Raw genomic sequence first — 26,147 nt, 5'->3', positions numbered from 1 at the left:
TTACCCCTTGTTGCTCTCGGTGCTGGTAAACGCCTGACGATGCAGAATCGCGGTGAACTCTTCCATAAAGTTGTCGTAGTTCAGTTCCAGTTTGTTCACGCGCTGGTTCAGACGGTTGTACGCCATTACCGCCGGAATTGCGGCGAACAGACCGATTGCGGTCGCGATCAGTGCTTCTGCGATACCCGGCGCAACCATCTGCAACGTTGCCTGCTTCACCGCCCCAAGGGCGATAAAGGCGTGCATGATCCCCCACACCGTACCAAACAGGCCGATATACGGGCTGATGGAGCCAACGGTTCCGAGGAAAGGAATATGCGTTTCAAGATTTTCCAGTTCGCGGTTCATGGAGATGCGCATCGCACGCGACGCCCCTTCTACCACGGCTTCCGGCGCATGGCTGTTAGCGCGATGTAAGCGAGCGAACTCTTTGAAACCGCTATAGAAAATTTGTTCGGAGCCTGAAAGGTTATCACGGCGTCCCTGGCTTTCCTGGTACAGACGAGAAAGCTCAATACCCGACCAGAACTTATCTTCAAACGCTTCGGCTTCGCGGCCAGCGGCATTGAGGATACGCGTTCTCTGGATGATGATGGCCCAGGATGCGATTGAAAAACCAATCAAAATCAACATGATAAGTTTAACCAGAAGGCTTGCCTTCAGGAACAAATCAAGGATATTCATGTCAGTCACTGCTTAAACTCCGCGACAATAGACTTAGGAAGCGCACGAGGCTTCATTATGGTTGGATCAACACAGACAATCAGGACTTCAGCTGAGTTCAGTACCGTGTTCTCTGCATTGACTATCCGCTGCGTGAAAACCAGTGAAGTTCCGCGCATTGATGTAATTTCTGTTTGGACTTCGAGCATATCGTCGAGTCTGGCAGGCGCAAAATACTCAAGCGTCATCTTGCGTACCACGAAGGCAACTCGCTCAGCCAACAGCACCTGTTGACTAAAGTGATGATGGCGCAGCATCTCTGTGCGTGCCCGTTCATAAAAAGCAACGTAGCTGGCGTGGTAGACCACACCACCGGCATCGGTATCTTCGTAATAGACACGTACCGGCCATCGAAACAGCGTTGTATTCACTTTACATCCCGGTAATACAAGAAAAGTTGGAGCTTTCAAACTTCGCTACTATACGCGCGGGAATGATGGTTTGGAATGGGAGAAAGTAAACGGAGAGTAAATTTTTATGGGCCAGGGTAAGCCCATAACGTTAACGGACATTTCTTATTCAGAAGAAGAAGAAAATCAAACCGGCGAGGAGAACCAGATCGGCAATCAGTGGGCAGAAGATGCCCTGCCAGTGTAGCGCTTTCGGACGAAAGCCGACACCGTGAATCACGCCTGCGCACACCGCCCACATAATCAGGAAGCCGTGCCAGATTTCAAGCTCGCTGGTTTTCGCCGCGAAGCGCGACGGGTCCCAGAAGATACAGCCTGCCAGCAGTAATGCCATAATGAGGGAAAGCGCCCTCAAGGGGCGCTTATCCATTACCGCATATAACGTTGCGATAATATTCATTAGTGCTTTTCTTCACCTGCTTTGGTCGCTTCTACATGCTCAAGCGCCAGGGCAGTGATGACACCAAACGCACAGGCAAGAAGCGTCCCTAAAATCCATGCGAAATACCACATATTCAGCTCCTTACTTAGTACATAGAGTGGGTGTTGCTTTCGATATGTTCTTTAGTGATACGACCGAACATTTTCCAGTAACACCAGATGGTGTAAGCCAGAACAATCGGAACGAACACGCAAGCCACATAGGTCATTAAGTTCAGCGTCATATGGCTGGACGTTGCATCCCACATGGTCAGGCTGGCATTCATCATGGTGCTGGATGGCATTACGAACGGGAACATCGCAATACCGGCCGTCAGGATGATGCACGCCAGCGTCAGGGAAGAGAATACGAACGCCAGAGCGCCTTTCTCCAGACGAGACGTCAGCACGGTCAGCAGTGGCAGCAACACACCCAGAGCCGGGATAGCCCACAGCACAGGGGTATTGTTGAAGTTCACCAGCCATGCACCGGCCTGACGCGCCACTTCTTTGGTCAGCGGGTTAGACGGTGCAGCATGGTTGATAGCGGACGTCACCACGTATCCATCAATACCATACACCACCCACACGCCTGCCAGAGCGAAGCAGACCAGCGTCACCAGCGCTGCCACCTGAGCGGTAGCGCGGGAACGCAGATGCAGTTCACCTACGGTACGCATCTGGAGATAGGTTGCCCCCTGGGTGATGATCATCGCCACGCTCACCACGCCTGCCAGCAGACCAAACGGATTCAGCAGCTGGAAGAAGTTACCGGTGTAGAACAGACGCATATATTCGTCGACGTGGAACGGTACGCCCTGCAACAGGTTACCGAACGCCACACCAATGACCAGCGGTGGAACGAAGCTACCGATGAAGATGCCCCAGTCCCACATGTTACGCCAGCGGGTGTCTTCAATCTTGGAACGGTAGTCGAAACCCACCGGACGGAAGAATAAAGAAGCCAGCACCAGAATCATCGCCACATAGAAACCGGAGAACGCAGCCGCGTAGACCATCGGCCAGGCAGCGAACAGCGCGCCGCCTGCGGTGATCAGCCACACCTGGTTACCGTCCCAGTGCGGGGCGATGGAGTTGATCATGATTCGACGCTCGGTGTCATTACGACCGAGGAAACGGGTGAGCATGCCCACGCCCATGTCGAAACCATCGGTGACCGCGAAACCAATCAGCAGAACACCGATCAGCAGCCACCAGATAAAACGCAATACTTCATAATCGATCATTTGATGACTCCTGTCTTAGCGTGCCGGCTGAGTAGTCGCAACAGACTGCTCGTAGTGGTAGCGACCGGTTTTCAGGCTGCTTGGGCCAAGGCGCGCGAACTTGAACATCAGGAACAGTTCAGCCACCAGGAACAGGGTGTACAGACCGCAAATGAGCAGCATGGAGAAGATCAGGTCGCCTGCGGTCAGGGAGGAGTTCGCTACCGCTGTTGGCAGCACCTCACCGATCGCCCACGGCTGACGGCCATATTCCGCAACAAACCAGCCGGACTCGATAGCAATCCATGGCAGTGGGATACCGTACAGCGCGGTGCGCAGCAGCCATTTTTTCTCACCGATACGGTTACGAATGACTGACCAGAACGAGGCCGCGATGATCAGCAGCATGATAATGCCGCAACCCACCATGATGCGGAACGCGAAGTACAGCGGCGCAACGCGTGGAATAGAGTCTTTGGTTGCCATCTGAATCTGCGCTTCCGTCGCGTCGGAGACGTTCGGGGTATAGCGTTTCAGCAGCAGACCGTAACCGAGGTCTTTCTTCACGTCGTTAAATTGATCGCGAACGGCCTGGTCGGTAGAGCCGGCGCGCAGCTGTTCCAGCAGCGAGTAGGCTTTCATCCCGTTACGGATACGCTCTTCATGCTGCACCATCAGATCTTTCAGGCCAGTCACCTGTTTGTCGACGGAGCGCGTGGCGATAATACCCAGAGCGTAAGGAATTTGAATGGCGAAGCGGTTTTCCTGCGCTTCCTGGTCAGGCACACCGAACAGGGTAAACGCTGCCGGTGCCGGCTGGGTTTCCCATTCAGCTTCAATTGCGGCGAGTTTGGTTTTCTGCACGTCGCCCATTTCGTAACCGGATTCATCACCCAGAACAATCACGGACAGAATCGCGGCCATACCGAAGCTTGCTGCGATAGCAAAAGAACGCTTGGCGAACGCGAAGTCACGGCCGCGCAGCATATAGTAGGAGCTGATGCCCAGCACGAACATCGCGCCGCACACATAGCCAGACGCCACGGTGTGAACGAATTTAACCTGAGCAACCGGGTTCAGGACCAGCTCAGCGAAGCTGACCATCTCCATACGCATGGTTTCGAAGTTGAAATCAGATGCGATTGGGTTTTGCATCCAGCCGTTCGCCACCAGGATCCACAGTGCGGACAAGTTGGAGCCTAATGCCACCAGCCAGGTTACCGCCATATGCTGGACTTTACCCAGACGGTCCCAACCGAAGAAGAACAGACCTACAAAGGTGGATTCGAGGAAGAAGGCCATCAGACCTTCAATGGCCAGCGGCGCACCGAAAATATCCCCTACATAGTGGGAATAGTAAGACCAGTTTGTCCCGAACTGGAACTCCATGGTCAGACCGGTTGCCACGCCCAGCGCAAAGTTGATACCAAACAACTTGCCCCAGAACTTGGTCATATCTTTATAAATCTGTTTGCCGGAGAGGACGTAAACCGTTTCCATGATGGCCAGCAGGAACGCCATACCGAGCGTCAGCGGCACAAACAGGAAGTGGTACATCGCGGTCAAGGCAAACTGTAAGCGCGACAGTTCGACTACGTCTAACATTATGACTCCTTGCTCATCGCATGAAGACTCCGAGAGTGAACCCCGTTAGATAAGGATCCACACGCATGCCCCAATACAAAGTTATCTGCTTCCCTTCTTCGTTGCTTATTCTCTTCAGGAGAAAAAAGCAATGATGAAAGGTTACAAATACGTTAAGAAAAAACCAAATTGATCCCGTAAATATAATACGCTGCAAAACCCTTACAATAAACAGGTTTTTATTCGAACAGATTTACGTTTTTCGACGGCGATCAATTTATAGCAAAATTACCACTTTTCGGCCATTTTGATCGGGAACAATTTAACGCCTTTCGGAGCCTTTTTCCAAGTATTAAACATTGATTTAAATCAAAAACAGTCAGAGCTGTTAATGATGTTTCTTTGTGGTGCGGATAGTAAAAACCTTGTTAACAATATGTATATTTAAAGGCGTTATTGGTTATAAAAGCCAGAAGATAATATAAACAGTTGTGATTTTTATTAACGCGCGAGAAAAAACGCATTTTGCCGGAAGATAACCATATAATGTTATCTGCTTCACAGTATTTTTCTTTCGCTTTGCTACCCGCCGAAAAGATTACATTTCATTCACCTTTAATAATCTTAAAATTAACACCCTTTCGTGACTATTTGATGAAATAAAGGCCGCAGGAATGCGGCCTTTATTTTGTTCGGAGGATTACCTTTCAATTTTTATGCTAAAGGTGCGTGACTGGCATGGCCGGAACGACCCCGTAATGGCTGAACCCTCCTCCCCTTGCGCCTTGCGCACCTCATTCATGTCCGTTTCGCAACAGGCCTGGACCTCACGGTTCACAGACAAAGCCACATCACCGGAGCGGGTCTCCGCAGGGTTGTACAGACGAAGAATCATCTCGTCACGATCCTCCGCTTTTTTCAGCGCACTGAGTACGCATCCGTTAGGCGCCAGCGTTAACAGGCTATAGCTACAAGGGGTGGTGAAAGAGGCGCGGTTAAGCTTCATCGCATCCCACGGGATTTTGTTATAGCAGTGCACTGGCGTTAACCACGACTTCGCCTGCTGCGCAACGCCAGCACTGACGGGCGTACCATTAAAACTGAACAGGCTAAAGCGACAGGTTAACTGGCCCCGCATCTGCGAATCAGGCACCGGCATTTTGATCCCGGACGGTCTGCCGGGGCGCAGCAGTAAATCTTCCTTCCCAAGCACCCCCACGCCGCGAAGCAACGTCAGGGCAAACGTTTTTTGACGCTCGCCAGTCACTTCAAATTCGCGCAACCCTTCTGTAAACAGGGCCATTCCGTTACGCCGTTCCTGGAGCACAGCGTAGTTAAGCAGATTCCACACCGGCAGCGGCGCTTCCTTCCAGCCCTCCTCCTGCCAGTTCGCCATCGCTTCATCCTGTACAGGACGCGTCAGCGAACCGAACTGGGTATCGGCTAACACCGTGTCTGTGGTAAATGGCGTCGGGATCAGCACCCGCACACGGTGGTCATCCGCGTGATTTCCGAGACGCGCCTCAACGTCGATACGTCGGCTGTTATGGCTGAGCGTGACCGTGAGTTCTGCCTCAAGCGTTCCCGTCTGCTGACGCGCAGAACGTTCGGCGAGATCCGCCGGCACCGCCATGCGATGGCGGATCACCGCCCTGCTCTGCCAGGCCTCGTGGATCACCTCAACCTCATGCTCGCCCTGAGCGGAAGTGAGTCTCCACTCTTCCCGTGAAGGCGAGTAGTCGTACTCATCGCCATCATCCGAGCTCTCTTCTATTTCCAGCGCGCGGTCATAGATAAGCCCGGACGCTTTATCGAGCAGACGCAGGGTGCCGTCGTCGTTTAACGTTATTTCCCAGAAAGCATTTTCCAGCAACGCCTCCGACGATTTTTCTGCCGCCAGCAGCTTGCCGGCCACGTGCGGCTCGATATAGAGCGTGCGGTAACCCATTGATGGCAGGATCTGATTGAGCTGGATATCAAACTCCATAAAGGGATCGTAGTTGCCGTAATGCACAATTTGCCGGTCAATCAAGCCGGGGTCGATTTCACGCGCGCTGCGCAGGCAGTAAGGGATTTCATTCCCCCTATCGTCCAGCAGGCGGAACTGGCTGGCGCGCAGACGTATCGTGGTGTTAATCACTTCCTCACGCGGCCAGGGCGTGAGGTTAAACATCACTAGTTTGTCTTCCTCGCTCTGCGGCATGTTGTCAACAATCTTGCGCATATAGAAGCACGTCAGGTTATCGGCCATGTCTTCCGCCAGCTCGAAGCGGGACATCACCTCACGATGCACTTTGTCACTACAGCAGCAGCCGATACTGTCATGGGCGTGATTCTTGAGGATCTCTTTCCACATTTTTTCCAGCAAGCCGTGGTGATACTCAAAGCCCAGCGTCCAGGCAAGCGTGGCCAGCGGCTCAAGGACGTTGACGATTTTATTCTCTATCCGGGCGTGGGCGATTTTGATATCCATCCGCGTGGAGCCTATCGTCCGGTGCACCCGCATATATTTACCGTCAATAAACTCCCCTTTCAGCGTCGCCAGTTCATCGCGGTGCGCGTCAATGTGGTCAAACACCTCCTCGAAGCGGCTCATCACAAACTGACGCTGCGGATAGATTTCGCGCAGCTTATCCATCACCGCAAAGATGTTCTGCTGGAGCGGCATCTGATCATGGCCGTTAGGCAGCAAAATTTCTTTCGTCACGGAGGCTTTTTCCAGCACCTCGAAGTACGTGTCGAGCCGTTTGCGCAGCCCGGCCTCATCCTCCGGTAAGTACTTACCAATCGCGTAGCCCAGCGGTAGCACCTGTGCCGTCACTTCGCTGCCGTCCTGACTTTGCCAGAGAAATTCGGTTTTATCGGTACCGTGCCGCTCGGAACACCCGCGCCAGAACATGGTGCGCGTGATGCCAAAACCATTGTAAATGTGCGGCAGCTGGGAAGACATGCCGAAGGAGTCCGGCAGATAGCCAATTTTCATCGGCTCGCCAAAGGCCAGACAGTCGCGTATACCGTACATCAGATTTCGGACAATCGACTCGCCGGAAACAAGGGTGGTATCCGTCTGGGTATACCACGGCCCAATAATCAGCTTCCCGGCCGCCACCAGCGCCTTCACGCGTGGCCTGTTTTCCGGTTTCACGGCAAAATAATCTTCCAGCACCGCCGTCTGGCCGTCGAGTACGTAGTATTTATACTCTGTGTCCTGCTCAAGACGAGTGAGGATCTCTTCCATATTATTGACCAGAAGAATACGTGACGCTTCGGTGGTGAAGTACCACTCCCGGTCCCAGTGCATATGTGGCGTGATATGAACGCGAGATACAGCTTTCATCTTCGTTTCCTGTCAGTGCGTGTTTACGATGGTATGTCTTCAGTCACGTAGGTGCCGCTCTTCACGGCCTGGCGTCGCCATAGCAGTAAAATGAGCGTAGAGATTGCGGCGCCAGCCAGCGCGGCGCCAAACCAGCCGACAGCGGCCATCACGCCGCCCAGCCCGGCATCATGCAGTAAGAAGAGCGAGAAAATGCCCGCGCCGGGGGTGGATAGCCCAATCCCCATCGCCCCGACAATCGCTCCGGTCACCATTGACCCCAGAACAAATGAGCCAATGACCCGCAACGGATCCTCGATAGCCATCGGAATTGCCCCTTCGGTGATGCCCGCCAGCCCCAGCAGCCAGGTGGACTTGCCGGTTTCAATTTCGAACTGTTTGAACAGGTTCGGAGCCAGCATCGTTGATGCCGTCACGGTAAAGGCCGATACCATTTTGACGGAGGCAAAAATCGCATAAGGCCCGTATACGCCATTGGCCATCGCTCCCAGACAGAACGCGTAAGAGGCTTTGTTGACCGGACCGCCCAGATCGAACGAGCACATAAAGCCCAGGATCGCCCCCAGCAGCAGCGCGTTCGCGCCGGACAGACCGTTAAGCCAGGCGGTCAGGGCATTATTGATCCAGGCCACCGGTTCGCCGATCACAAACAGCATCAGGCTGCCTGCGCCCAGCACGCCAATCACCGGATAGAGATAAAAGGTCAGAAAGCCGTTGTAGCGGCTACTCAGTCGGATGTGGTTTTTTACCCAGCGCATCAGGTAGCCCGCAATCAGCCCGCCGACGATGGCCCCGAGAAAACCAGAGCCGATCATATTGGCGGCAAGACCCGCCGCAAAGCCCGGCGTTAGCGCAGGTTTATCCGCCAGCGAGTAAGCGGTATAGGCTGCCAGAACAGGCACCATCAGAATACCGAGCATCCCGCCGCCCAGTTTGCGGTACATCCACAGCCACGAATTTTCCTGATCGAACAGATGCTGCAAGCCCAGGATTTGCGCCAGCAGTACCGACACCGCCAGCACCGTGCCGCCAGCGACAATCAGCGGCACCGCAAAGGAGATACCGCTGAGCAGCGCCTGCTTGAGTTCGGTTTTAACGCACTTTTTCGCGTCCGTGTCGACGTGCGCAGGACGCGCATCGGATACAGGCTGTAGCGCCAGCGCACGCTCAATGAGCGCTTCCGCATGGCGTAAGGGTTCCGCGACGGGCACGGAAATGGCGGGCATCCCCTGAAAACGCTCACGCTCTTTGATCGCCACTTCCGCCGCGAAGATACACGCTTTTGCCTCCTGCAACTGCTGCGCGGTGATGCGCCCCTCAATACCATTTGCCCCCTGCTTTTCGACCACCACATTGACGCCGAGCTTACGTCCCGCTTTTTCGAGATATTCCGCTGCCATGTAGGTATGGGCGATCCCGGCCGGACAGGCGGTAACGCAGACGATCGTCGGGGCATTCTCCGCAACGGCGGTTTCTTGTGTGTCAGGCGCTGTTTCCAGCGCCGCAAGCACCGCTTCCGCGCTGGTCGCCGTCATCACGCGCGCCCTGAGCTCGTCATCCGCCAGGCGAGACGTCAGTTCCGTCAGGACCTGAATATGCGTTGATCCCGCTTGTGCGGGAGGAATGGCGAGCAGAAAAATTAGCTCGACCTCCTCCGGTCCGTCCACACCTTCCCAGGCCAGCGGCTCACGCAGTGTGGCCACGGCAAAAGCCGCTTCGTTTACCGCCACTGATTTACCATGGGGTACGGCCAGCCCCTCGCCCAGCGCCGTCGGGCCAAGCGATTCCCGATGGAAAACGTCTGCCAGAAACGTATCGGCGTCGGCTATTTTGCCCAACGCCACCAGCCGCGTCGCAAGCTGACGGATTGCCTCATCACGGCTGGTAAACTGCGCCTGCACGCAGACAGCACGGGGGTCGGTCAGAGTCGTCAGGTTCATAAGATCCTCACCTATCCAAAGTTATTGTCTGGGGAGGATTGTGGCAGACCGGATAATACATTTATGTGATCATTTTCACTAACACCGATATTTGTATCTTATTTGTATTATTTACAAATTTACCACTGAAGGCATAATTCCCTGAAAACGTATTAAAAAGGCGCGACACAATGGGCAATAAACCGATGTACCGGCAGATCGCCGATGCGTTCCGCGAGAAAATTAATGCCGGTGAGTTAAAACCTGGCGACGCGCTGCCGACGGAATCCAGCCTTCAGGAGGCGTTTAGCGTCAGCCGGGTCACCGTGCGGCAGGCTTTGAAGCTGCTCGCCGACGAGCAGATCATCGAAAGTATTCAGGGCAGCGGCTCGTATGTAAAAGAGGAGCGGGTGAATTACGATATTTATCAGCTCACCGGCTTTTACGAAAAGTTAGCGGATCGCAACGTCGATACGCACAGCGACGTCAGCGTCTTCGAAGTGGTGAAAGCCGATGAGCGGCTCGCGGCAAAACTTGCGCTCAATCCGGATGATAAGGTCTGGCACGTCAAGCGCGTACGCTTCATCAGGGAAAAGCCGGTGAATCTGGAAGAGACATGGATGCCGCTGGCGATGTTCCCCGACCTCACCTGGGAAGTGATGGAACAGTCGAAATACCATTACATTGAGCAGATCAAAAAGATGGTGATCGATCGCAGCGAGCAGGAGCTGGTGCCAGTCATGCCATCGGACGAGGCGATTGCCGCCCTGGCGCTCGATCCGGCGAAACCGATTCTGGAAAAAGTCTCTCGTGGCTTTCTGAAAGACGGCCGGGTATTTGAATACAGTCGCAACGTGTTTAACACCGACGACTATAAATTCACTCTGGTGGCTAAACGCAGACAATAAAAAAGGCCGCTTTACAGCGGCCAACCATGTCGAAACGGACATTTTTTTATACTTCAACGCGCCCCAATCGGGGAGCAGAGAGGACTTACTTAATGATGGATTTCAGTGCTTCACCGATATCCGCCAGGCTGCGAACGGTTTTCACGCCTGCGGCTTCCAGTGCTGCGAATTTCTCATCAGCCGTACCTTTACCGCCTGCGATAATCGCGCCCGCGTGACCCATACGTTTGCCTTTCGGCGCGGTCACACCCGCGATGTAACCCACCACCGGCTTGGTCACATGATCTTTGATGTAAGCAGCCGCTTCTTCTTCCGCGCTACCACCGATCTCACCGATCATCACGATCGCTTCGGTCTGTGGATCTTCCTGGAACAGCTTCAGGATGTCGATGAAGTTAGAGCCCGGGATCGGGTCACCGCCGATGCCCACGCAGGTGGACTGGCCGAAACCGTAGTCGGTGGTCTGCTTAACCGCTTCATAGGTCAGGGTACCGGAACGGGACACGATACCCACTTTGCCTGGGCGATGAATGTGGCCCGGCATGATGCCGATTTTGCATTCGCCTGGAGTGATAACGCCTGGGCAGTTCGGGCCGATCATGCGCACGCCTGCTTCGTCCAGCTTCACCTTCACGGTCAGCATATCCAGCGTCGGGATGCCTTCGGTGATGGTGATGATCAGCTTAATGCCTGCGTCGATCGCTTCCAGAATAGAGTCTTTGCAGAACGGCGCCGGTACGTAGATCACGGTCGCGGTTGCGCCCGTCGCTTCTACCGCTTCACGCACGGTGTTGAACACCGGCAGGCCCAGGTGGGTGGTGCCGCCTTTACCTGGCGTTACGCCGCCAACCATCTGCGTACCGTAGGCAATCGCCTGTTCGGAGTGGAAAGTCCCCTGGCTACCGGTGAAGCCCTGGCAGATAACCTTGGTATCTTTATTAATTAAAACGGACATTATTTCCCCTCCACTGCGGCAACAACCTGCTGAGCTGCATCCGTCAGACTTTTCGCTGCAATAATATTCAGGCCGCTGTCAGCCAGTTTTTTCGCGCCGAGTTCAGCGTTGTTCCCTTCCAGACGTACAACAACCGGAACGTTAACGCCCACTTCTTCTACCGCGCCGATGATACCGTCGGCGATCAGGTCGCAACGTACGATACCGCCGAAGATGTTCACCAGAACCGCTTTCACGTTGCTGTCAGAGAGAATGATTTTGAACGCTTCGGTTACGCGCTCTTTAGTTGCGCCACCGCCCACGTCGAGGAAGTTCGCTGGCTCACCGCCGTGCAGCTTAACGATGTCCATGGTGCCCATTGCCAGGCCCGCACCGTTAACCATGCAGCCGATGTTGCCATCCAGCGCGACGTAGTTCAGCTCCCACTGTGCAGCCTGTGCTTCACGCGGATCTTCCTGAGACTGATCGCGCATTTCACGCAGATCGGACTGGCGGAACAGCGCGTTGCCGTCAGCGCCCAGCTTGCCGTCGAGGCAGATCAGGTCGCCCTGGGTGGTGATCACCAGCGGGTTGATCTCGATCAGCGCCAAATCGCGCTCCAGGAAAATGGTCGCCAGACCCATGAAGATCTTGGTGAACTGCTGAACCAGCTTGCCTTCCAGACCCAGTTTGAATGCCAGCTCACGACCCTGGTAAGGCATTGGGCCCGCCAGCGGATCGATAGCCACTTTGTGGATCAGGTGCGGGGTTTCTTCCGCCACTTTTTCGATTTCCACGCCGCCTTCGGTAGACGCCATGAACACCACGCGACGGGAGCTACGGTCTACGACTGCGCCGAGGTACAGTTCTTTCGCGATGTCGGTTGCCGCTTCCACCAGGATCTGGTTAACCGGCTGGCCGTTCGCATCTGTCTGGTAGGTTACCAGACGCTTGCCGAGCCAATGTTCAGCAAACGCACGGATCTCTTCTTTGCTCTTAACAACCTTCACACCGCCCGCTTTACCACGGCCACCAGCGTGAACCTGACATTTAACTACCCACGGGCCGGAACCGATTTTAGACGCGGCTTCTTCTGCTTCACGCGGGGTAGTACAGGCATAACCCACCGGAGCCGGTAAGCCATACCGGGCAAACAGCTGTTTGGCCTGATATTCATGTAAGTTCATGTGTTCTATCCATCCTTCAGGTAATCGTTAGGTAGTGCTTTTGTAGGCCCGGCAAGCAACGCGCCGCCGGGCAAGACTGCAAAAACTAGACGTCCAGCAGCAGACGCGTTGGATCTTCCAGCAGCTCTTTAATGGCAACCAGGAAGCCTACGGACTCGCGGCCGTCGATCAGGCGGTGATCGTAAGAGAGCGCCAGGTACATCATCGGCAGGATCTCCACTTTACCGTCTACCGCCATTGGACGATCTTTAATGGCATGCATACCCAGGATCGCGCTCTGCGGCGGGTTGATGATCGGGGTAGACATCAGCGAGCCGAACACACCACCGTTGGTAATGGTGAAGTTACCGCCAGTCAGGTCCTCAACGGTCAGCTTGCCGTCGCGGCCTTTCACGGCCAGCTCTTTGATTTTCTTCTCGATGTCAGCCATACCCAGGGTATCCACGTCACGCAGAACCGGGGTAACCAGGCCGCGCGGGGTAGAAACCGCCATGCTGACGTCGAAGTAGTTGTGGTAAACCACGTCATCGCCATCGATAGACGCGTTCACTTCCGGGTAGCGTTTCAGCGCTTCAACTACCGCTTTCACGTAGAAGGACATGAAGCCCAGACGGATACCGTGACGTTTTTCAAACGCGTCACCGTACTGCTTGCGCAGATCCATGATTGGCTTCATGTTGACTTCGTTAAAGGTGGTCAGCATCGCGGTGGAGTTTTTCGCTTCCAGCAGACGCTCGGCCACGCGCTTACGCAGGCGGGTCATCGGCACGCGTTTTTCGCTACGTGCGCCCAGAGCGGGCTGTGCCGCTGGTGCTTTCGCTTCCGCTTTCGCCTCAGAAGGCGCTTTTGCCAGATGCTTGTCGATGTCTTCGCGCGTCAGACGGCCACCCACGCCGGTGCCTTTGATGGCTGCCGGATCGAGGCTGTGCTCAGCCAGCAGGCGACGGATCGCCGGGCTGAGCGCGTCGTTGGTCTGATCGGACAGAGACGCCTGCTGGCGCTGGGCCGGGGTAGACGCTTTTTCTTCAGATTTGGCGCTGGACTCTTTGCCCGCGCTATTGCCTTCACGCAGGCGACCCAGGATCTGGCGAGAAGTGACGGTCGTACCTTCATCTTCCAGGACTGCATCCAGAATGCCATCCGCTGAAGCCGGTACTTCCAGTACCACTTTGTCAGTTTCGATTTCTACCAGCACTTCGTCACGGGTTACCGCGTCGCCTGGTTTTTTGTGCCAGGTGGCGACGGTTGCATCTGCTACGGACTCAGGCAGGTCGGGAACAAGAATATCTACGCTACTCATTATGTATCCTTTAATTAATCGACGTTCAGCGCGTCATTGACCAGATCTTGTTGCTGCTTCTGGTGAACGGACATATACCCTACCGCCGGAGAGGCGGAGGCCGGGCGACCTGCATAACGCAGGGCAGACCCAAATGGAATCACTTCACGGAAATGATGCTGGCTGCAATACCATGCGCCCTGGTTGAGCGGCTCTTCCTGGCACCAGACAAAATCATGAACGTGAGCGTACTGTTTCAGCACTTCCTGCATCGCCTGATGCGGGAACGGATAAAGCTGTTCGATACGCACGATGGCGACATCTTTCTGATCGTTCTTACGGCGCTGTTCCAGCAGGTCGTAATAAACCTTACCAGAACACATTACGACACGCTTAACGGCCTGCGGATCCAGCTCGTCAATTTCACCGATGGCCGGCAGGAAGGTGCCGTTTGCCAGCTCTTCCAGGCTGGAGACCGCCAGTGGATGGCGCAGCAGGGATTTTGGTGACATGACTACCAGCGGACGGCGCATACCGCGCAGCGCCTGACGACGCAGCATGTGGTAAACCTGAGCCGGAGTGGACGGCACGCAAACCTGCATATTCTGCTCGGCGCAGAGTTGCAGATAACGCTCCAGACGCGCGGAGGAGTGCTCCGGACCTTGTCCTTCGTAGCCGTGCGGCAGCAGCATCACCAGACCGCACATACGGCCCCACTTCTGCTCACCGGAGGAGATGAACTGGTCGATGACGACCTGCGCACCGTTGGCGAAGTCACCGAACTGCGCTTCCCAGATGGTCAGAGTGCGGGGTTCTGCGGTGGCGTAGCCGTATTCGAAGGCCAGAACTGCTTCTTCTGACAGCACGGAGTCCCAGACCTTGAACTGGCCCTGACCGTTATGCACGTGCTGAAGCGGAGTGTACGTTGAACCGTTAGACTGGTTGTGCACAACCGCATGACGGTGGAAGAAGGTGCCACGACCCGCATCTTCACCGGACAGACGAACCGGAATACCTTCGTCAACCAGCGTCGCATAGGCCAGCGTTTCCGCGCCGCCCCAGTCGAACAGCTTCTCACCCGCCGCCATTGCCTGGCGATCGCCATAGATCTTGGCCACGCGGGACTGCATCTCGATCGCTTCCGGCACGGTGCTGATGCGTTTAGCCAGTTCCTGCAAACGCTTCATCTCAACCTTGTTCGGGTAGCTCTCGTCCCACTCGTGGTTGAGATACGGCGACCAGGTAAAGGAGTGCATGTTCATTGGACGCAGCTCTTTCACTACGCATTCACCCGCATCCAGCGCGTCGCGGTAGAGGTTGACCATCTCGGTCGCATCTTCCAGCGTCGCCACTTTTTCGCTTTCCAGCTTGTCAGCGTAGATTTTACGCGGCGTCGGGTGTTTTTTGATTTTCTGGTACATCAGCGGCTGGGTTGCACTTGGCTCATCCGCTTCGTTGTGGCCGTGACGGCGGTAGCAGAAGAGGTCAATGAACACATCGCGCTTGAAGGTGTTACGGAAGTCCAGCGCCAGACGGGTAACGAAAGCAACGGCTTCAGGGTCATCCGCGTTAACGTGGAAAATTGGCGCCTGAACCATTTTACCGATGTCGGTGCAGTACGGGGTGGAACGCGCATCCAGCGGGTTAGAGGTGGTGAAGCCCACCTGGTTGTTGATTACGATGCGAACGGTACCGCCCACTTCATAACCACGCGCTTTCGACATGTTCAGGGTTTCCTGAACCACGCCCTGCCCTGTGACCGCCGCATCACCGTGAATGGTGATTGGCAGCACTTTATTGCTGCTCGGCTCGTCCAGACGATCCAGACGCGCACGCACGGAACCGATAACCACCGGGCTGACGATTTCCAGGTGCGACGGGTTAAACGCCAGCGCCAGGTGAACCTGACCGCCCTCGGTTTCGATATCTGACGAGAAGCCCATGTGGTACTTCACGTCACCGGTGCCGAGGTGCTCTTTATGTTTACCCGCAAATTCGTCGAACAGATCCTGCGGCTTTTTACCCAGCACGTTAACCAGCACGTTCAGGCGACCACGGTGCGCCATGCCCAGCACCACTTCGCGCGTGCCACTCTTACCGGCATGACGAATCAGCTCTTTCAGCATCGGGACTAACGCATCGCCGCCCTCCAGTGAGAAGCGTTTTGCGCCAGGGAATTTCGCGCCCAGATAGCGCTCAAGGCCTTCCGCTGCGGTCAATTCGCTGAGGAAACGTTTTTTCTCTTCTGCTGAGAAATTCGCGTGGCCTGCCACGGATTCGATACGCTGCTGGATCCAGCGTTTCTCTTCGGTGGAGGTAATGTGCATATATTCCGCGCCGATGGAGCCGCAGTAGGTTTGCTTGAGCGCGTCAATCAGATCGCCCAGCTTCATCGTGTCTTTGCCGATGGCAAAGGAACCTACGTTAAAGCTTTCCTGGAAATCGGCCTCGGTCAGATCGTGATAAGCCGGATCGAGATCCGCTACACGTTCCTGCTGCCACAGTCCCAGCGGATCGAGATTCGCATGCTGGTGACCACGGAAGCGATAAGCGTTGATAAGTTGCAGGACTTTAACCTGCTTCGCATTGGTGTCAGGGTCGGAAATCGCAGAAGAGTAACGTGAGGCATCCTTCGCCAGACGACGGAAATAATCACGTGTTTTTGAATGGAATTGATCCGGTTTGACCCCTGTACCAGGCAACTGCTGGAACATGGAACGCCAGTTTGCGTCCACTGAGTCAGGATCGGTTAAGAAGTCTTCATAGAGCTGTTCTATCCAGCTCTGGTTTGAACCAGAGAGGTAAGAAGAGTCCAGCCAGGCTTTCATTGCGCCGTTCTGCATCGTGATCCCTTAAGCATTTTTATGCTTACTTTCGCCGTAGAAACTACCACGCACACCACGTGTACGTGCCGGGGTTCACCTGCGAGCTCTTTTCATTTGGCCCGCGAAGGAACCTTTAGAAACTGTCTAAACTTCAGGGCAGTTTTTAAAGGTTTCTGCAATTTGCCCGGTGACGCTACGCTTACCGGGCCTACTGTTACGTAGGCCGGATAAGCGCAGCGCCATCCGGCGTTGTTACTTACGCACTGCGCTGCAACAACATCGACTTAATATGGCCGATGGCGCGCGTCGGGTTCAGCCCCTTAGGACACACACTGACGCAGTTCATGATGCTATGGCAGCGGAATACGCTGAAAGCGTCACTTAGCCCTTCCAGACGATTCTCGGTTTCGGTATCGCGGCTGTCGATCAGGAAGCGATAGGCAGCCAGCAGACCCGCAGGGCCGATAAATTTATCCGGGTTCCACCAGAATGACGGGCATGACGTTGAACAGCATGCACAGAGAATACACTCGTACAACCCATCGAGTTTTTCACGCTGCTCAGGAGACTGTAAGTGCTCGCGAGCGGGTGGATTTTGCCCATTATTCAATAAGTAAGGCTTAATCTTCTCATATTGTGCATAGAATTGCCCCATGTCCACCACCAAATCACGCACGACCGGCAGGCCAGGCAAAGGACGGATCACAATTTTCTGGCCAGAACGCTGTAGCGCTGAAATTGGCGTAATACAGGCCAGACCGTTTTTGCCGTTCATGTTTACACCGTCAGAGCCACACACCCCTTCACGGCAGGAGCGGCGGAACGACAGCGTAGGATCTTTCTCTTTCAGCTGGATTAAGGCATCCAGCAGCATCATGTCACGACCTTCTTCCGCTTCGAGGGTGTAATCCTGCATACGCGGAGCATCGTCTACATCCGGGTTATAACGATAAACTGAGAATTCGAGTTTCATTATCCTGTCTCCGCATTAGTAAGTACGAATCTTCGGCGGGAACGCCGGACGCAGTTTCGGTTCCATGTTAACGCTACGACGCGTCATGGTTTCCGACTCTGGCAGATACAGGGAATGGCACAGCCAGTTTTCGTCATCACGATCCGGGAAGTCGAAGCGGCTATGGGCGCCACGGCTTTCGGTACGGAAGTTTGCCGACATCGCAGTGGCGAACGCGGTTTCCATCAGGTTATCCAGCTCCAGGCACTCAACGCGCTGGGTGTTGAACTCGCTGGAGGTATCATCCAGACGGGCATTCTTCAGACGCTCGCGGATCGCTTTCAGCTGCTCAAGCCCTTTGGCCATCGCGTCACCTTCGCGGAATACCGAGAAGTTGTGCTGCATACACTCTTGCAGCGCTTTACGAATTTCCACCGGATCTTCGCCGTTACGGTTGCCGTTCCAGCGGTTGAGGCGCGCAAGAGAGGCATCGATTTCGTCGTCGGTCGCATCACGCAGCGCGCCCTGCTCGGCAATAGACTCCTGGAGATGCAGACCCACCGCACGACCAAATACCACCAGGTCCAGCAGGGAGTTGCCGCCCAGACGGTTTGCGCCGTGCACGGATACGCAGGCAATTTCGCCTACCGCGAACAGGCCAGGGATGACCACGTCTTCGCCCTGCTCGTTCACGGTCAGCGCCTGACCGGTCACTTTGGTCGGAATACCGCCCATCATGTAGTGACAGGTTGGGATAACCGGAATTGGCTCTTTCACCGGGTCGACGTGCGCGAAGGTGCGGGACAGCTCCAGAATGCCCGGCAGACGGGATTCCAGCACTTCTTTACCCAGATGGTCGAGTTTCAGCTTCGCGTGTGGACCCCAAGGGCCGTCACAGCCGCGGCCTTCACGGATTTCGATCATGATGGAACGCGCCACCACGTCACGGCCCGCAAGGTCTTTTGCGTTTGGCGCATAACGCTCCATGAAGCGCTCGCCATGTTTGTTCAGCAGGTAACCACCTTCACCACGGCAGCCTTCTGTCACCAGTACGCCCGCACCGGCGATACCGGTTGGGTGGAACTGCCACATCTCCATGTCCTGCACCGGCACGCCAGCGCGGATCGCCATCCCAACGCCGTCACCGGTGTTGATATGGGCGTTGGTAGTGGACTGATAGATACGGCCTGCGCCGCCGGTCGCCAGCACGGTTGCGCGGGCTTTGAAGTAGACCACTTCACCGGTTTCGATGCACAGGGCGGTACAACCCACCACGGCGCCATCGGCGTTTTTCACCAGATCCAGCGCATACCACTCGGAGAAGATGGTGGTGTGGTTTTTCAGGTTCTGCTGATACAGCGTGTGCAGCAGCGCGTGGCCGGTACGGTCAGCCGCCGCTGCGGTTCGTGCCGCCTGCTCGCCGCCGAAGTTTTTCGACTGGCCGCCAAACGGACGCTGATAGATGGTGCCATTTTCCAGACGAGAGAACGGCAGACCCATGTGGTCCAGCTCCAGAATCGCTTCCGGGCCGGTTTTACACATATATTCGATGGCATCCTGGTCACCGATGTAATCGGAACCTTTTACCGTATCGTACATATGCCATTCCCAGTTATCTTCATGGGAATTACCCAGCGCAACGGTGATACCGCCCTGCGCAGACACAGTGTGGGAACGGGTCGGGAATACTTTAGAGAGCAGCGCACAGGTCTGGCCGCTCTGGGAAATTTGTAGTGCGGCGCGCATACCTGCGCCACCCGCACCAATCACAACAGCATCAAATTCTCTGACTGGCAGTTTCATTACACACCCCACACCACAACAAATCCATAAATGACGTAAACCAGCAGAGCAACAACAATAATCAGTTGCAGCGGAAGGCGAATCGCCAGCGGTTTAACGTAATCGGTCAACACCTGCCACATGCCAATCCAGGCATGAATAAGGATGGAGAACAGGGCCAGCAGGGTGAACACTTTGGTGAAGGCCGATCCGAAGAAACCACTCCAGATTTCCCACGTCAGCGTGCCGCTGGTCGCGAAGAAACCGATCATATAGATGATGTAAAGGGTGAGAACGATGGCGGTAGCACGGACCAGGATGAAGTCATGTACGCCGTTGCGTCCTAATGCGGAGGCGTTGCTTACCATACGAGAACTCCTGCGAGAAGTGAAAGCACGACAGTGATCACAAATGAAATGTTAGCGGTACGTTTACCGGCCTCGAACGTCTCTTCCAGGTAGCCAAAGTCCATCAGCATATGGCGAACGCCGCCAACCACGTGATAGGCCAGCGCGGTCAGAATGCCCCACATGATAAATTTCACGAAGAAGCTGTTCATGATGGCTGAGGCCTGGAGGAATCCTTCAGGGGATGAGAGGCTGGTTCCCAGTAACCACAGCAAGATACCGACCGCCACAAACGTAATCACACCAGAAACACGGTGCAGAATGGACGCTATTGCTGTTACAGGGAATCGGATCGTTTTGAGATCCAGATTGACAGGTCTTTGTTTTTTCACATTTCTTATCATGAATAACGCCCACATGCTGTTCTTATTGTTTCCTTCCTCCGGACTGCGATGCGGGTCAGACAGCGTTCCTTTTCTATAACTGCGCGTCATGCAAAACATTGCTTCCAAATGCTAAAACGACACGTTACAACGCTGGGTGGCTCGGGATTGCAGGGTGTTCCGGAGACCTGGCGGCAGTATAGGCCGTTCACAAAATCATTACAATTAACCTACATACAGTTTGTTGGGTTTTCTCTGGAACAGTGATCGGGGTCACGATAACAACATCTTTTTAATTTTTAATCATCTGATTTGACAAATGTTAAACAATATTGTTACAAACGTCATCAGAAAAGGCATATAATGCGCAAAAGTTATGAGGTCTCTCTTTCACCTGACAAATAGTTATGTAACAGTGTGATGGTATTGACCGAAGTTATCAGGACAGTTATTAGTGATATACAGGTTTGAATAATTCGGACTGCAAAAACGCTGATTTGCTGTTGTTTCACTGATATTTCATTCGTTTACCTGCAAGGCGCCATAGCTCTGTACCCTGGTTTCTCCTCGTGAGCTGAGCGGTAAGCCAAATAACAATCTGGTAACGATGATTAACAGCTGAAAGCAAATCCGGTAAAGCGCAGTCTTAAGCATAAGGCGCTAAGGAGACCGTAAATGGCTGATACAAAGGCAAAACTCACCCTAAATGGTGATGATGCTATTGAACTGGATGTGCTAAAAGGCACGCTCGGTCAGGATGTTATTGATATCCGTACGCTGGGTTCCAAAGGGGTATTCACCTTTGACCCTGGATTCACCTCCACCGCATCTTGCGAATCCAAAATCACCTACATTGACGGTGACGAAGGTATCCTGCTCCATCGCGGCTTCCCCATCGATCAGTTAGCCACCGAATCCAACTATCTGGAAGTGTGCTACATCCTGCTGAACGGCGAAAAACCGACGCAGGCCCAGTACGATGAATTTAAAACCACCGTGACCCGTCACACCATGATCCATGAGCAGATTACCCGTCTGTTCCATGCGTTCCGTCGTGACTCTCATCCGATGGCGGTCATGTGCGGTATTACCGGTGCGCTGGCGGCGTTCTACCACGATTCTCTGGACGTGAATAACCCACGTCACCGTGATATCGCGGCGTTCCGTCTGCTGTCTAAAATGCCTACCATGGCGGCGATGTGTTACAAATACTCTATCGGTCAGCCGTTTGTGTACCCACGCAACGACCTCTCCTACGCGGGTAACTTCCTGCGTATGATGTTCTCCACGCCGTGCGAAGAGTACGAAGTGAACCCGGTGCTGGAACGCGCGATGGACCGTATTCTGATCCTGCACGCTGACCACGAACAAAACGCCTCGACCTCTACCGTCCGTACCGCGGGCTCTTCCGGCGCGAACCCGTTCGCCTGTATCGCTGCGGGCATCGCCTCCCTGTGGGGACCGGCGCACGGCGGCGCGAACGAAGCGGCACTGAAGATGCTGGAAGAGATCAGCTCCGTTGAGCACATTCCTGAGTTCGTGCGCCGCGCGAAAGACAAGAATGACTCCTTCCGTCTGATGGGCTTCGGTCACCGTGTTTACAAAAACTACGACCCGCGCGCGACCGTCATGCGTGAGACCTGCCACGAAGTGCTGAAAGAGCTGGGCACCAAAGATGATCTGCTGGAAGTAGCGATGGAGCTGGAACACATCGCGCTGAACGACCCGTACTTCATCGAGAAGAAACTCTACCCGAACGTCGATTTCTACTCTGGCATTATTCTGAAAGCGATGGGCATTCCGTCTTCCATGTTCACCGTAATCTTCGCCATGGCGCGTACCGTGGGCTGGATTGCGCACTGGAACGAAATGCACAGCGAAGGCATGAAAATCGCGCGTCCTCGTCAGCTGTATACCGGCTACGAGCAGCGTGATTTTAAGTCTGACATTAAGCGCTAAAAAACACGCCCGGCGGCGCTTCGCTTGCCGGGCCTACAAGTGCGAGATGTAGGCCGGGTAAGGCGTAGCCACCACCCGGCTTTTTTACATCTGGCACCCAGGACACCAGTAAAACGGCCTGGAAGAGATCGTCGCCTTCTCAATCACCCCGCCGCACCGCTCACACTTTTTACCTGCCCGATGAAACACCTTGAAGCGGAACAGCGCCCCGTGATGCTTGTTCTCATCCACCACGCCGCGCGTGTTGTACGACAGCCGTGGAAGATCCAGTAACGCGTGCGACAGCGCCTCCAGCTGTTCATCGCTCAGCTGCGACGCTTTGCGCTGCGGCGCCAGCCCCACTTCCCAGAGGATCTCCACCCGCAGGTAGTTTCCCAGCCCCGCCAGAAATGCCTGATCGAGCAACAGCCCGGAAAACTGCCGGTTGCGGAATGTGGCGGATAACAACCGGGCTTTCACATCGCTTGCCGTCAGACGCATGTCGAGCACGTCCGGCCCGACCCGCTGTAAGAACGGATGCGTCAGCAGCTGCTCCGGCGTTAACATTTCGATATCAGAGGCGCTGTAAAGCAGGATCGCCTTATCCGCCGTTTGTAGCCGCACGCGCAGCACGCGGGTCGTTTGCGGCTGCTCGTCCGCCTCCACCACCCGCCAGACACCGTAAAGCTGATTATGGCTGTATAACGTCAGGTTATGGGAAAAGTGGGTGAGTAACGCCTTGCCGCGCGTTTCAATGTGGGTCACCGTCTGCCCCACCAGCTGCGATTCAAACGGCTTGAGTTGAGGAAAGGCAAACCAGACGTGTGTCAAAGGTTTGCCCTTTATCGCCGCCTCCAGGCTATCCGCCGCGCGGCGGATCTCCGGACCTTCTGGCATGTTATTGTCCTTTCATGATTATTCTGCGCTGACAACAATGCCCTCTTCCGAGAACGCCGCCCGCAGGCGTCGCGCAAACTGGAGCGCATGCTCGCCGTCACCGTGTAAGCACACCGTATCAGCCTGAACGTTTGCCGTTGTCCCCTCCGTTGAGGTTACTCGCCCGAAGCGCACCATCTCCAGCGTCTGCGCCAGTGCTTTACCTTCGTCGGTGATCAGCGCACCGGCCTGCGTACGCGGAACCAGGCTACCGTCCGGCAGGTATCCCCGATCGGCAAACACTTCCTGCCGCGTAGTCAGCCCCAGCCGTTCTCCGGCACGAATAAGCTCGCTGCCCGCCAGGCCCACCAGAATCAGTTGCGGATTACAGTCCCGCACCGCGCGGGCAATGGCATCCGCCAGCACCGGATCTTTCGCCGCCTGGTTATAGAGCATGCCGTGCGGCTTGACGTGGCGCAACACGCCATTCTCAGCGCGCACTATCGCCTCCAGCGCGCCGATCTGGTAGAGCATTTGCGCGTAAACCGTCTCAGGGGGCAGATCCATCGCCGTGCGACCAAAGTTTTCCCGGTCGGGAAAGCTGGGGTGAGCGCCAATCGCCACGCGGTTTTTCATGGCATTGCGCACGCTCACCAGCATAGTCTGCGCATCGCCGGCATGAAACCCGCAGGCGATATTCACCGAAGAGACCAGCGTCATCAGCGCCGCATCGGCGCTGCTGCCCTCCCCCAGATCGGCGTTTAAATCAATCTTTACCATCGAGCCTCCACGCCAGTTGTTCGAGATAACGCTGCTGATCCTGCCGGGCTTTCAGCGCCTCCTCCAGCGAACACTGCACAAAATGAATGGGCTGACCGAGAGGAATTTGCGCCAGATGGTAGCGATCCGCTTCGATAATGCAGGCAATACGCGGATATCCCCCTGTGGTTTGCGCATCGTTCATCAGTACGATGGGCTGCCCGTTGCCCGGCACCTGAATCACCCCGGGCAACAGACCATGGGAAAGCAGCTCCCGGTCAGTCGTGCGGGTCAGCGGCTGGCCCTGAAGCCGGTAACCCATGCGGTTACTCTGCGGGCTGATCTTCCACGGCGAGCGCCAGAAAGACTCTTTCGCGGCTTCATCAAACTCATGGTATTCCGGTCCTGGTAAGGCGCGGATCACGTTTCCCCACAGCAGCTGTTTCACGCCCTGCGTGGTGGTGAAACGACGCGTTGAGGTCTTTATCCGCAGACGATCGCCGTCACGCAGCAGCCGTCCTTCATGGCCGCCCATTCCCGCTTTCTGGTCAGTGCTGGATGAGCCCAACACCTCCGGCACGTCGATCCCCCCCGCCACCGCAAGATAGCTGCGCACGCCGTGCAGAGGACGCTTGAGCGTCAGACGCTGCCCGGCCTTCGCCCGCAGGCGCCAGCCGGTCCACACCGCTTTGCCGTCCAGCGTCGCGTCACAGCCCGCGCCGGTTAAGGCAAACCAGGTTTCCTGACCAAACTCAATAACGCACTGACCCAGCGTAATTTCTAACGCCGCCGTGCTGCCTGCGTTACCTACCAGCAGGTTGGCAATCTCCAGCGAAGGGCGATCGAGCGCACCGCAGTAGCTCACGCCCGACTGACGCAGCCCAAAACGCCCGGCATCCTGTACCGAGGTGTAAAGCCCTGCGCGAATAAGCGTTAACATACCCCCTCCTTCTGCGGGATAAAGCGCAGGGTATCCCCCGGACGCAGGAGTATGGGCGCATCCTGGCCTGGTTCAAATAACGGCGTGGACGTGTGCCCAATCAGCTGCCAGCCTCCCGGTGAGGCGAGCGGATAAATTCCCGTTTGCTCGCCACCAATCGCCACGCTGCCCGCCGGTACGCTCAGGCGCGGCTCAGCCCGGCGCGGAGTATGCAGCTGGGGCGATAACCCGCCCAGATAGGGGAAACCCGGCTGAAATCCCAAAAACCAGACAACATAGTCGACTGAGCTATGCAGCTCCACAACCTGCTTCTCCGTTAATCCACAGTGTTCGGCCACCACGCCAAGGTCGGGACCTCCCTTGCCGCCATAGACAACCGGGATCTCAATCGTCCGCGATTCCGGCTCCAGCGCCTCGCTCTCCTCCCACCAGCGTTGCAGACGCTCAATGGCATCCAGCGCCCCCGTGTGCGGATCACGCAGCACCACGGTGATATTATTCATACCCGGAATAGCTTCAACCACGCCGGGTAGCTCGGGCAGTCGCTGAGCCAGACGCCAGATACGCTTTTGCGTAGCAAGCGTCACCGGAGGCTCAAGCTCCAGAACTACCGCGGTTTCACCCAGAAGATAACAACGCGCTCGCTGCACTTAACTACCTCTCATCAGGCCGGATTAGGGATATCAATAAACGTCACATCCAGACCGGTATTTTCCGTCAGCCACTCGCTGAGGGCGCGGATGCCGCCACGCTCGGTGGCGTGATGGCCCGCCGCGTAAAAATGCAGGCCTTGTTCACGGGCTGAGTGAATGGTCTGCTCGGAGACTTCGCCGGTAATGAAGGCGTCGACACCAAAACGCGCCGCGCTGTCAATAAAGCCCTGGCCGCCGCCGGTGCACCATGCCACGCGCTTCACGGTATCCGGCCCGGTGTCGCCGCACCACAGCGGACGACGCCCCAGGCGCGCTTCGATCCACGAAGCCAGCTCCAGACCCGGAACCGGCATCGACAGTTCGCCCCACGGCACCAGGGGTTCAATTTCACCCATCACGGTAATCCCCAGCAACTGCGCAAGCTGAACGTTGTTCCCCAGCTCAGGATGCGCATCGAGCGGCAGGTGATAGCCGTACAGGTTGATGTCATTCGCCAGCAGCGTTTTGAGTCGGTTGCGCTTCATGCCGCGAATAATCGGTGATTCGTTTTTCCAGAAATAACCGTGGTGGACTATCACCGCATCGGCTTCCTGGCGCACCGCCTCATCCAGCAGCGCCTGGCTTGCCGTGACGCCGGTGATGATTTTTTGCACCGTCTCGCGCCCCTCCACCTGCAAGCCATTCGGGCCGTAGTCGCTAAACGAAGCCGTATTGAGTTTTTCGTTAATCAGGCGTTCCAGTTCACTGTTTTTCATCATCATTCTC

23 protein-coding genes are annotated in these 26,147 nt (G+C 55.5%); 2 read left to right on the top strand and 21 right to left on the bottom strand.

Going from position 1 to position 26,147, the window contains the following annotated elements:
* The 8 genes from tolQ to mngA form a co-directional block, all read right to left on the bottom strand.
* A complete protein-coding gene (gene tolQ / locus IMQ56_RS03205; RefSeq protein ID WP_003858590.1) occupies positions 1–693 on the bottom strand; it encodes a Tol-Pal system protein TolQ in 693 nt (230 codons plus the stop codon).
* On the bottom strand, positions 690–1,094 hold the full coding sequence (gene ybgC, locus IMQ56_RS03200) for a tol-pal system-associated acyl-CoA thioesterase (protein WP_003858593.1): 405 nt from the start codon (positions 1,092–1,094) through the stop codon (positions 690–692). The genes tolQ and ybgC overlap by 4 nt, the downstream gene beginning before the upstream one ends.
* A gap of 148 nt (positions 1,095–1,242) precedes the next feature.
* Positions 1,243–1,533 carry a cyd operon protein YbgE gene (ybgE, locus tag IMQ56_RS03195; protein ID WP_003858596.1) on the bottom strand — a complete coding sequence of 97 codons (291 nt, stop codon included), beginning with the start codon at positions 1,531–1,533 and terminating at the stop codon, positions 1,243–1,245.
* Positions 1,533–1,646, bottom strand: coding sequence for a cytochrome bd-I oxidase subunit CydX (gene cydX / locus IMQ56_RS03190; RefSeq protein ID WP_003858598.1), 114 nt, complete (start codon positions 1,644–1,646; stop codon positions 1,533–1,535). Before cydX ends, ybgE begins: the two co-directional genes overlap by 1 nt.
* A 14-nt stretch (positions 1,647–1,660) precedes the next feature.
* A complete protein-coding gene (gene cydB, locus IMQ56_RS03185) occupies positions 1,661–2,800 on the bottom strand; it encodes a cytochrome d ubiquinol oxidase subunit II (protein WP_023303309.1) in 1,140 nt (379 codons plus the stop codon).
* 15 nt (positions 2,801–2,815) lie between these two features.
* Positions 2,816–4,384: a cytochrome ubiquinol oxidase subunit I gene (gene cydA, locus IMQ56_RS03180; protein WP_003858601.1), complete on the bottom strand. Its 1,569-nt coding sequence runs from the start codon at positions 4,382–4,384 to the stop codon at positions 2,816–2,818.
* Between the two features lie 679 nt (positions 4,385–5,063).
* Entirely contained in the window at positions 5,064–7,700 is a 2,637-nt protein-coding gene (mngB, locus tag IMQ56_RS03175; RefSeq protein ID WP_196063728.1) for a mannosylglycerate hydrolase, read from the bottom strand.
* A 23-nt stretch (positions 7,701–7,723) separates the two neighbouring features.
* Positions 7,724–9,640 carry a PTS 2-O-a-mannosyl-D-glycerate transporter subunit IIABC gene (gene mngA / locus IMQ56_RS03170; protein ID WP_040117385.1) on the bottom strand — a complete coding sequence of 639 codons (1,917 nt, stop codon included), beginning with the start codon at positions 9,638–9,640 and terminating at the stop codon, positions 7,724–7,726.
* Between the two features lie 170 nt (positions 9,641–9,810).
* On the opposite strand from mngA, the gene IMQ56_RS03165 reads away from it, so the two are divergent.
* Positions 9,811–10,527 (top strand): GntR family transcriptional regulator, encoded by a 717-nt coding sequence (locus IMQ56_RS03165; RefSeq protein ID WP_017384967.1) that lies wholly within the window; start codon positions 9,811–9,813, stop codon positions 10,525–10,527.
* Positions 10,528–10,612: 85 nt separating this feature from the next.
* Here IMQ56_RS03165 and sucD read toward each other — a convergent pair whose 3' ends face one another.
* The 8 genes from sucD to sdhC form a co-directional block, all read right to left on the bottom strand.
* Positions 10,613–11,482 (bottom strand): succinate--CoA ligase subunit alpha, encoded by an 870-nt coding sequence (gene sucD, locus IMQ56_RS03160; RefSeq protein ID WP_003858609.1) that lies wholly within the window; start codon positions 11,480–11,482, stop codon positions 10,613–10,615.
* Complete coding sequence (gene sucC, locus IMQ56_RS03155) at positions 11,482–12,648, bottom strand: ADP-forming succinate--CoA ligase subunit beta (protein WP_017384968.1); 1,167 nt, start codon at positions 12,646–12,648, stop codon at positions 11,482–11,484. The genes sucD and sucC overlap by 1 nt, the downstream gene beginning before the upstream one ends.
* An 85-nt stretch (positions 12,649–12,733) precedes the next feature.
* Entirely contained in the window at positions 12,734–13,948 is a 1,215-nt protein-coding gene (odhB, locus tag IMQ56_RS03150) for a 2-oxoglutarate dehydrogenase complex dihydrolipoyllysine-residue succinyltransferase (protein WP_196063729.1), read from the bottom strand.
* Between the two features lie 14 nt (positions 13,949–13,962).
* Positions 13,963–16,770 carry a 2-oxoglutarate dehydrogenase E1 component gene (sucA, locus tag IMQ56_RS03145; protein ID WP_003858615.1) on the bottom strand — a complete coding sequence of 936 codons (2,808 nt, stop codon included), beginning with the start codon at positions 16,768–16,770 and terminating at the stop codon, positions 13,963–13,965.
* A gap of 238 nt (positions 16,771–17,008) precedes the next feature.
* The gene (locus tag IMQ56_RS03140) at positions 17,009–17,725 is read right to left on the bottom strand and encodes a succinate dehydrogenase iron-sulfur subunit (protein ID WP_023303307.1); all 717 of its coding nucleotides are present in this window, start codon (positions 17,723–17,725) and stop codon (positions 17,009–17,011) included.
* A gap of 15 nt (positions 17,726–17,740) precedes the next feature.
* On the bottom strand, positions 17,741–19,507 hold the full coding sequence (sdhA, locus tag IMQ56_RS03135; RefSeq protein ID WP_040117383.1) for a succinate dehydrogenase flavoprotein subunit: 1,767 nt from the start codon (positions 19,505–19,507) through the stop codon (positions 17,741–17,743).
* The gene (sdhD, locus tag IMQ56_RS03130; protein ID WP_003858621.1) at positions 19,507–19,854 is read right to left on the bottom strand and encodes a succinate dehydrogenase membrane anchor subunit; all 348 of its coding nucleotides are present in this window, start codon (positions 19,852–19,854) and stop codon (positions 19,507–19,509) included. Before sdhD ends, sdhA begins: the two co-directional genes overlap by 1 nt.
* The gene (sdhC, locus tag IMQ56_RS03125; RefSeq protein ID WP_026080740.1) at positions 19,848–20,252 is read right to left on the bottom strand and encodes a succinate dehydrogenase cytochrome b556 subunit; all 405 of its coding nucleotides are present in this window, start codon (positions 20,250–20,252) and stop codon (positions 19,848–19,850) included. The genes sdhD and sdhC overlap by 7 nt, the downstream gene beginning before the upstream one ends.
* Positions 20,253–20,891: 639 nt before the next feature.
* On the opposite strand from sdhC, the gene IMQ56_RS03120 reads away from it, so the two are divergent.
* A complete protein-coding gene (locus IMQ56_RS03120; RefSeq protein ID WP_006809584.1) occupies positions 20,892–22,175 on the top strand; it encodes a citrate synthase in 1,284 nt (427 codons plus the stop codon).
* Between the two features lie 84 nt (positions 22,176–22,259).
* Here IMQ56_RS03120 and nei read toward each other — a convergent pair whose 3' ends face one another.
* The 5 genes from nei to IMQ56_RS03095 are packed head-to-tail and all read right to left on the bottom strand — an operon-like array spanning position 22,260 to position 26,137.
* On the bottom strand, positions 22,260–23,051 hold the full coding sequence (gene nei, locus IMQ56_RS03115) for an endonuclease VIII (RefSeq protein ID WP_045340886.1): 792 nt from the start codon (positions 23,049–23,051) through the stop codon (positions 22,260–22,262).
* An 18-nt stretch (positions 23,052–23,069) separates the two neighbouring features.
* On the bottom strand, positions 23,070–23,810 hold the full coding sequence (gene pxpA, locus IMQ56_RS03110) for a 5-oxoprolinase subunit PxpA (RefSeq protein ID WP_196063730.1): 741 nt from the start codon (positions 23,808–23,810) through the stop codon (positions 23,070–23,072).
* Positions 23,797–24,729: a 5-oxoprolinase subunit PxpC gene (pxpC, locus tag IMQ56_RS03105; protein WP_047637503.1), complete on the bottom strand. Its 933-nt coding sequence runs from the start codon at positions 24,727–24,729 to the stop codon at positions 23,797–23,799. Before pxpC ends, pxpA begins: the two co-directional genes overlap by 14 nt.
* Positions 24,723–25,379 (bottom strand): 5-oxoprolinase subunit PxpB, encoded by a 657-nt coding sequence (pxpB, locus tag IMQ56_RS03100; RefSeq protein ID WP_003858633.1) that lies wholly within the window; start codon positions 25,377–25,379, stop codon positions 24,723–24,725. The genes pxpC and pxpB overlap by 7 nt, the downstream gene beginning before the upstream one ends.
* Before the next feature lie 14 nt (positions 25,380–25,393).
* On the bottom strand, positions 25,394–26,137 hold the full coding sequence (locus tag IMQ56_RS03095) for a type 2 GTP cyclohydrolase I (RefSeq protein WP_196063731.1): 744 nt from the start codon (positions 26,135–26,137) through the stop codon (positions 25,394–25,396).
* Positions 26,138–26,147 lie beyond the last annotated feature (10 nt).

This window comes from Enterobacter sp. Res13-Sevr-PEC09-46 (assembly GCF_015672585.1).
GTDB classification, from domain to species: Bacteria; Pseudomonadota; Gammaproteobacteria; order Enterobacterales; family Enterobacteriaceae; genus Enterobacter; species Enterobacter hormaechei_C.
This window is presented reverse-complemented; position numbering and strand designations above follow the sequence as displayed.

Excerpts from the sequence above, each read along its gene's own strand:
- sucD (WP_003858609.1), bottom strand. The coding sequence starts at position 11,482 with ATGTCCGTTTTAATTAATAAAGATACCAAGGTTATCTGCCAGGGCTTC.
- mngA (WP_040117385.1), bottom strand. The coding sequence starts at position 9,640 with ATGAACCTGACGACTCTGACCGACCCCCGTGCTGTCTGCGTGCAGGCG.
- cydA (WP_003858601.1), bottom strand. The coding sequence starts at position 4,384 with ATGTTAGACGTAGTCGAACTGTCGCGCTTACAGTTTGCCTTGACCGCG.
- sdhD (WP_003858621.1), bottom strand. The coding sequence starts at position 19,854 with ATGGTAAGCAACGCCTCCGCATTAGGACGCAACGGCGTACATGACTTC.
- mngB (WP_196063728.1), bottom strand. The coding sequence starts at position 7,700 with ATGAAAGCTGTATCTCGCGTTCATATCACGCCACATATGCACTGGGAC.
- odhB (WP_196063729.1), bottom strand. The coding sequence starts at position 13,948 with ATGAGTAGCGTAGATATTCTTGTTCCCGACCTGCCTGAGTCCGTAGCA.
- pxpC (WP_047637503.1), bottom strand. The coding sequence starts at position 24,729 with ATGTTAACGCTTATTCGCGCAGGGCTTTACACCTCGGTACAGGATGCC.
- IMQ56_RS03095 (WP_196063731.1), bottom strand. The coding sequence starts at position 26,137 with ATGAAAAACAGTGAACTGGAACGCCTGATTAACGAAAAACTCAATACG.
- sucA (WP_003858615.1), bottom strand. The coding sequence starts at position 16,770 with ATGCAGAACGGCGCAATGAAAGCCTGGCTGGACTCTTCTTACCTCTCT.
- IMQ56_RS03120 (WP_006809584.1), top strand. The coding sequence starts at position 20,892 with ATGGCTGATACAAAGGCAAAACTCACCCTAAATGGTGATGATGCTATT.
- sdhC (WP_026080740.1), bottom strand. The coding sequence starts at position 20,252 with ATGTGGGCGTTATTCATGATAAGAAATGTGAAAAAACAAAGACCTGTC.
- IMQ56_RS03140 (WP_023303307.1), bottom strand. The coding sequence starts at position 17,725 with ATGAAACTCGAATTCTCAGTTTATCGTTATAACCCGGATGTAGACGAT.
- IMQ56_RS03165 (WP_017384967.1), top strand. The coding sequence starts at position 9,811 with ATGGGCAATAAACCGATGTACCGGCAGATCGCCGATGCGTTCCGCGAG.
- pxpA (WP_196063730.1), bottom strand. The coding sequence starts at position 23,810 with ATGGTAAAGATTGATTTAAACGCCGATCTGGGGGAGGGCAGCAGCGCC.
- ybgE (WP_003858596.1), bottom strand. The coding sequence starts at position 1,533 with ATGAATATTATCGCAACGTTATATGCGGTAATGGATAAGCGCCCCTTG.
- nei (WP_045340886.1), bottom strand. The coding sequence starts at position 23,051 with ATGCCAGAAGGTCCGGAGATCCGCCGCGCGGCGGATAGCCTGGAGGCG.
- cydX (WP_003858598.1), bottom strand. The coding sequence starts at position 1,646 with ATGTGGTATTTCGCATGGATTTTAGGGACGCTTCTTGCCTGTGCGTTT.
- sdhA (WP_040117383.1), bottom strand. The coding sequence starts at position 19,507 with ATGAAACTGCCAGTCAGAGAATTTGATGCTGTTGTGATTGGTGCGGGT.
- sucC (WP_017384968.1), bottom strand. The coding sequence starts at position 12,648 with ATGAACTTACATGAATATCAGGCCAAACAGCTGTTTGCCCGGTATGGC.
- cydB (WP_023303309.1), bottom strand. The coding sequence starts at position 2,800 with ATGATCGATTATGAAGTATTGCGTTTTATCTGGTGGCTGCTGATCGGT.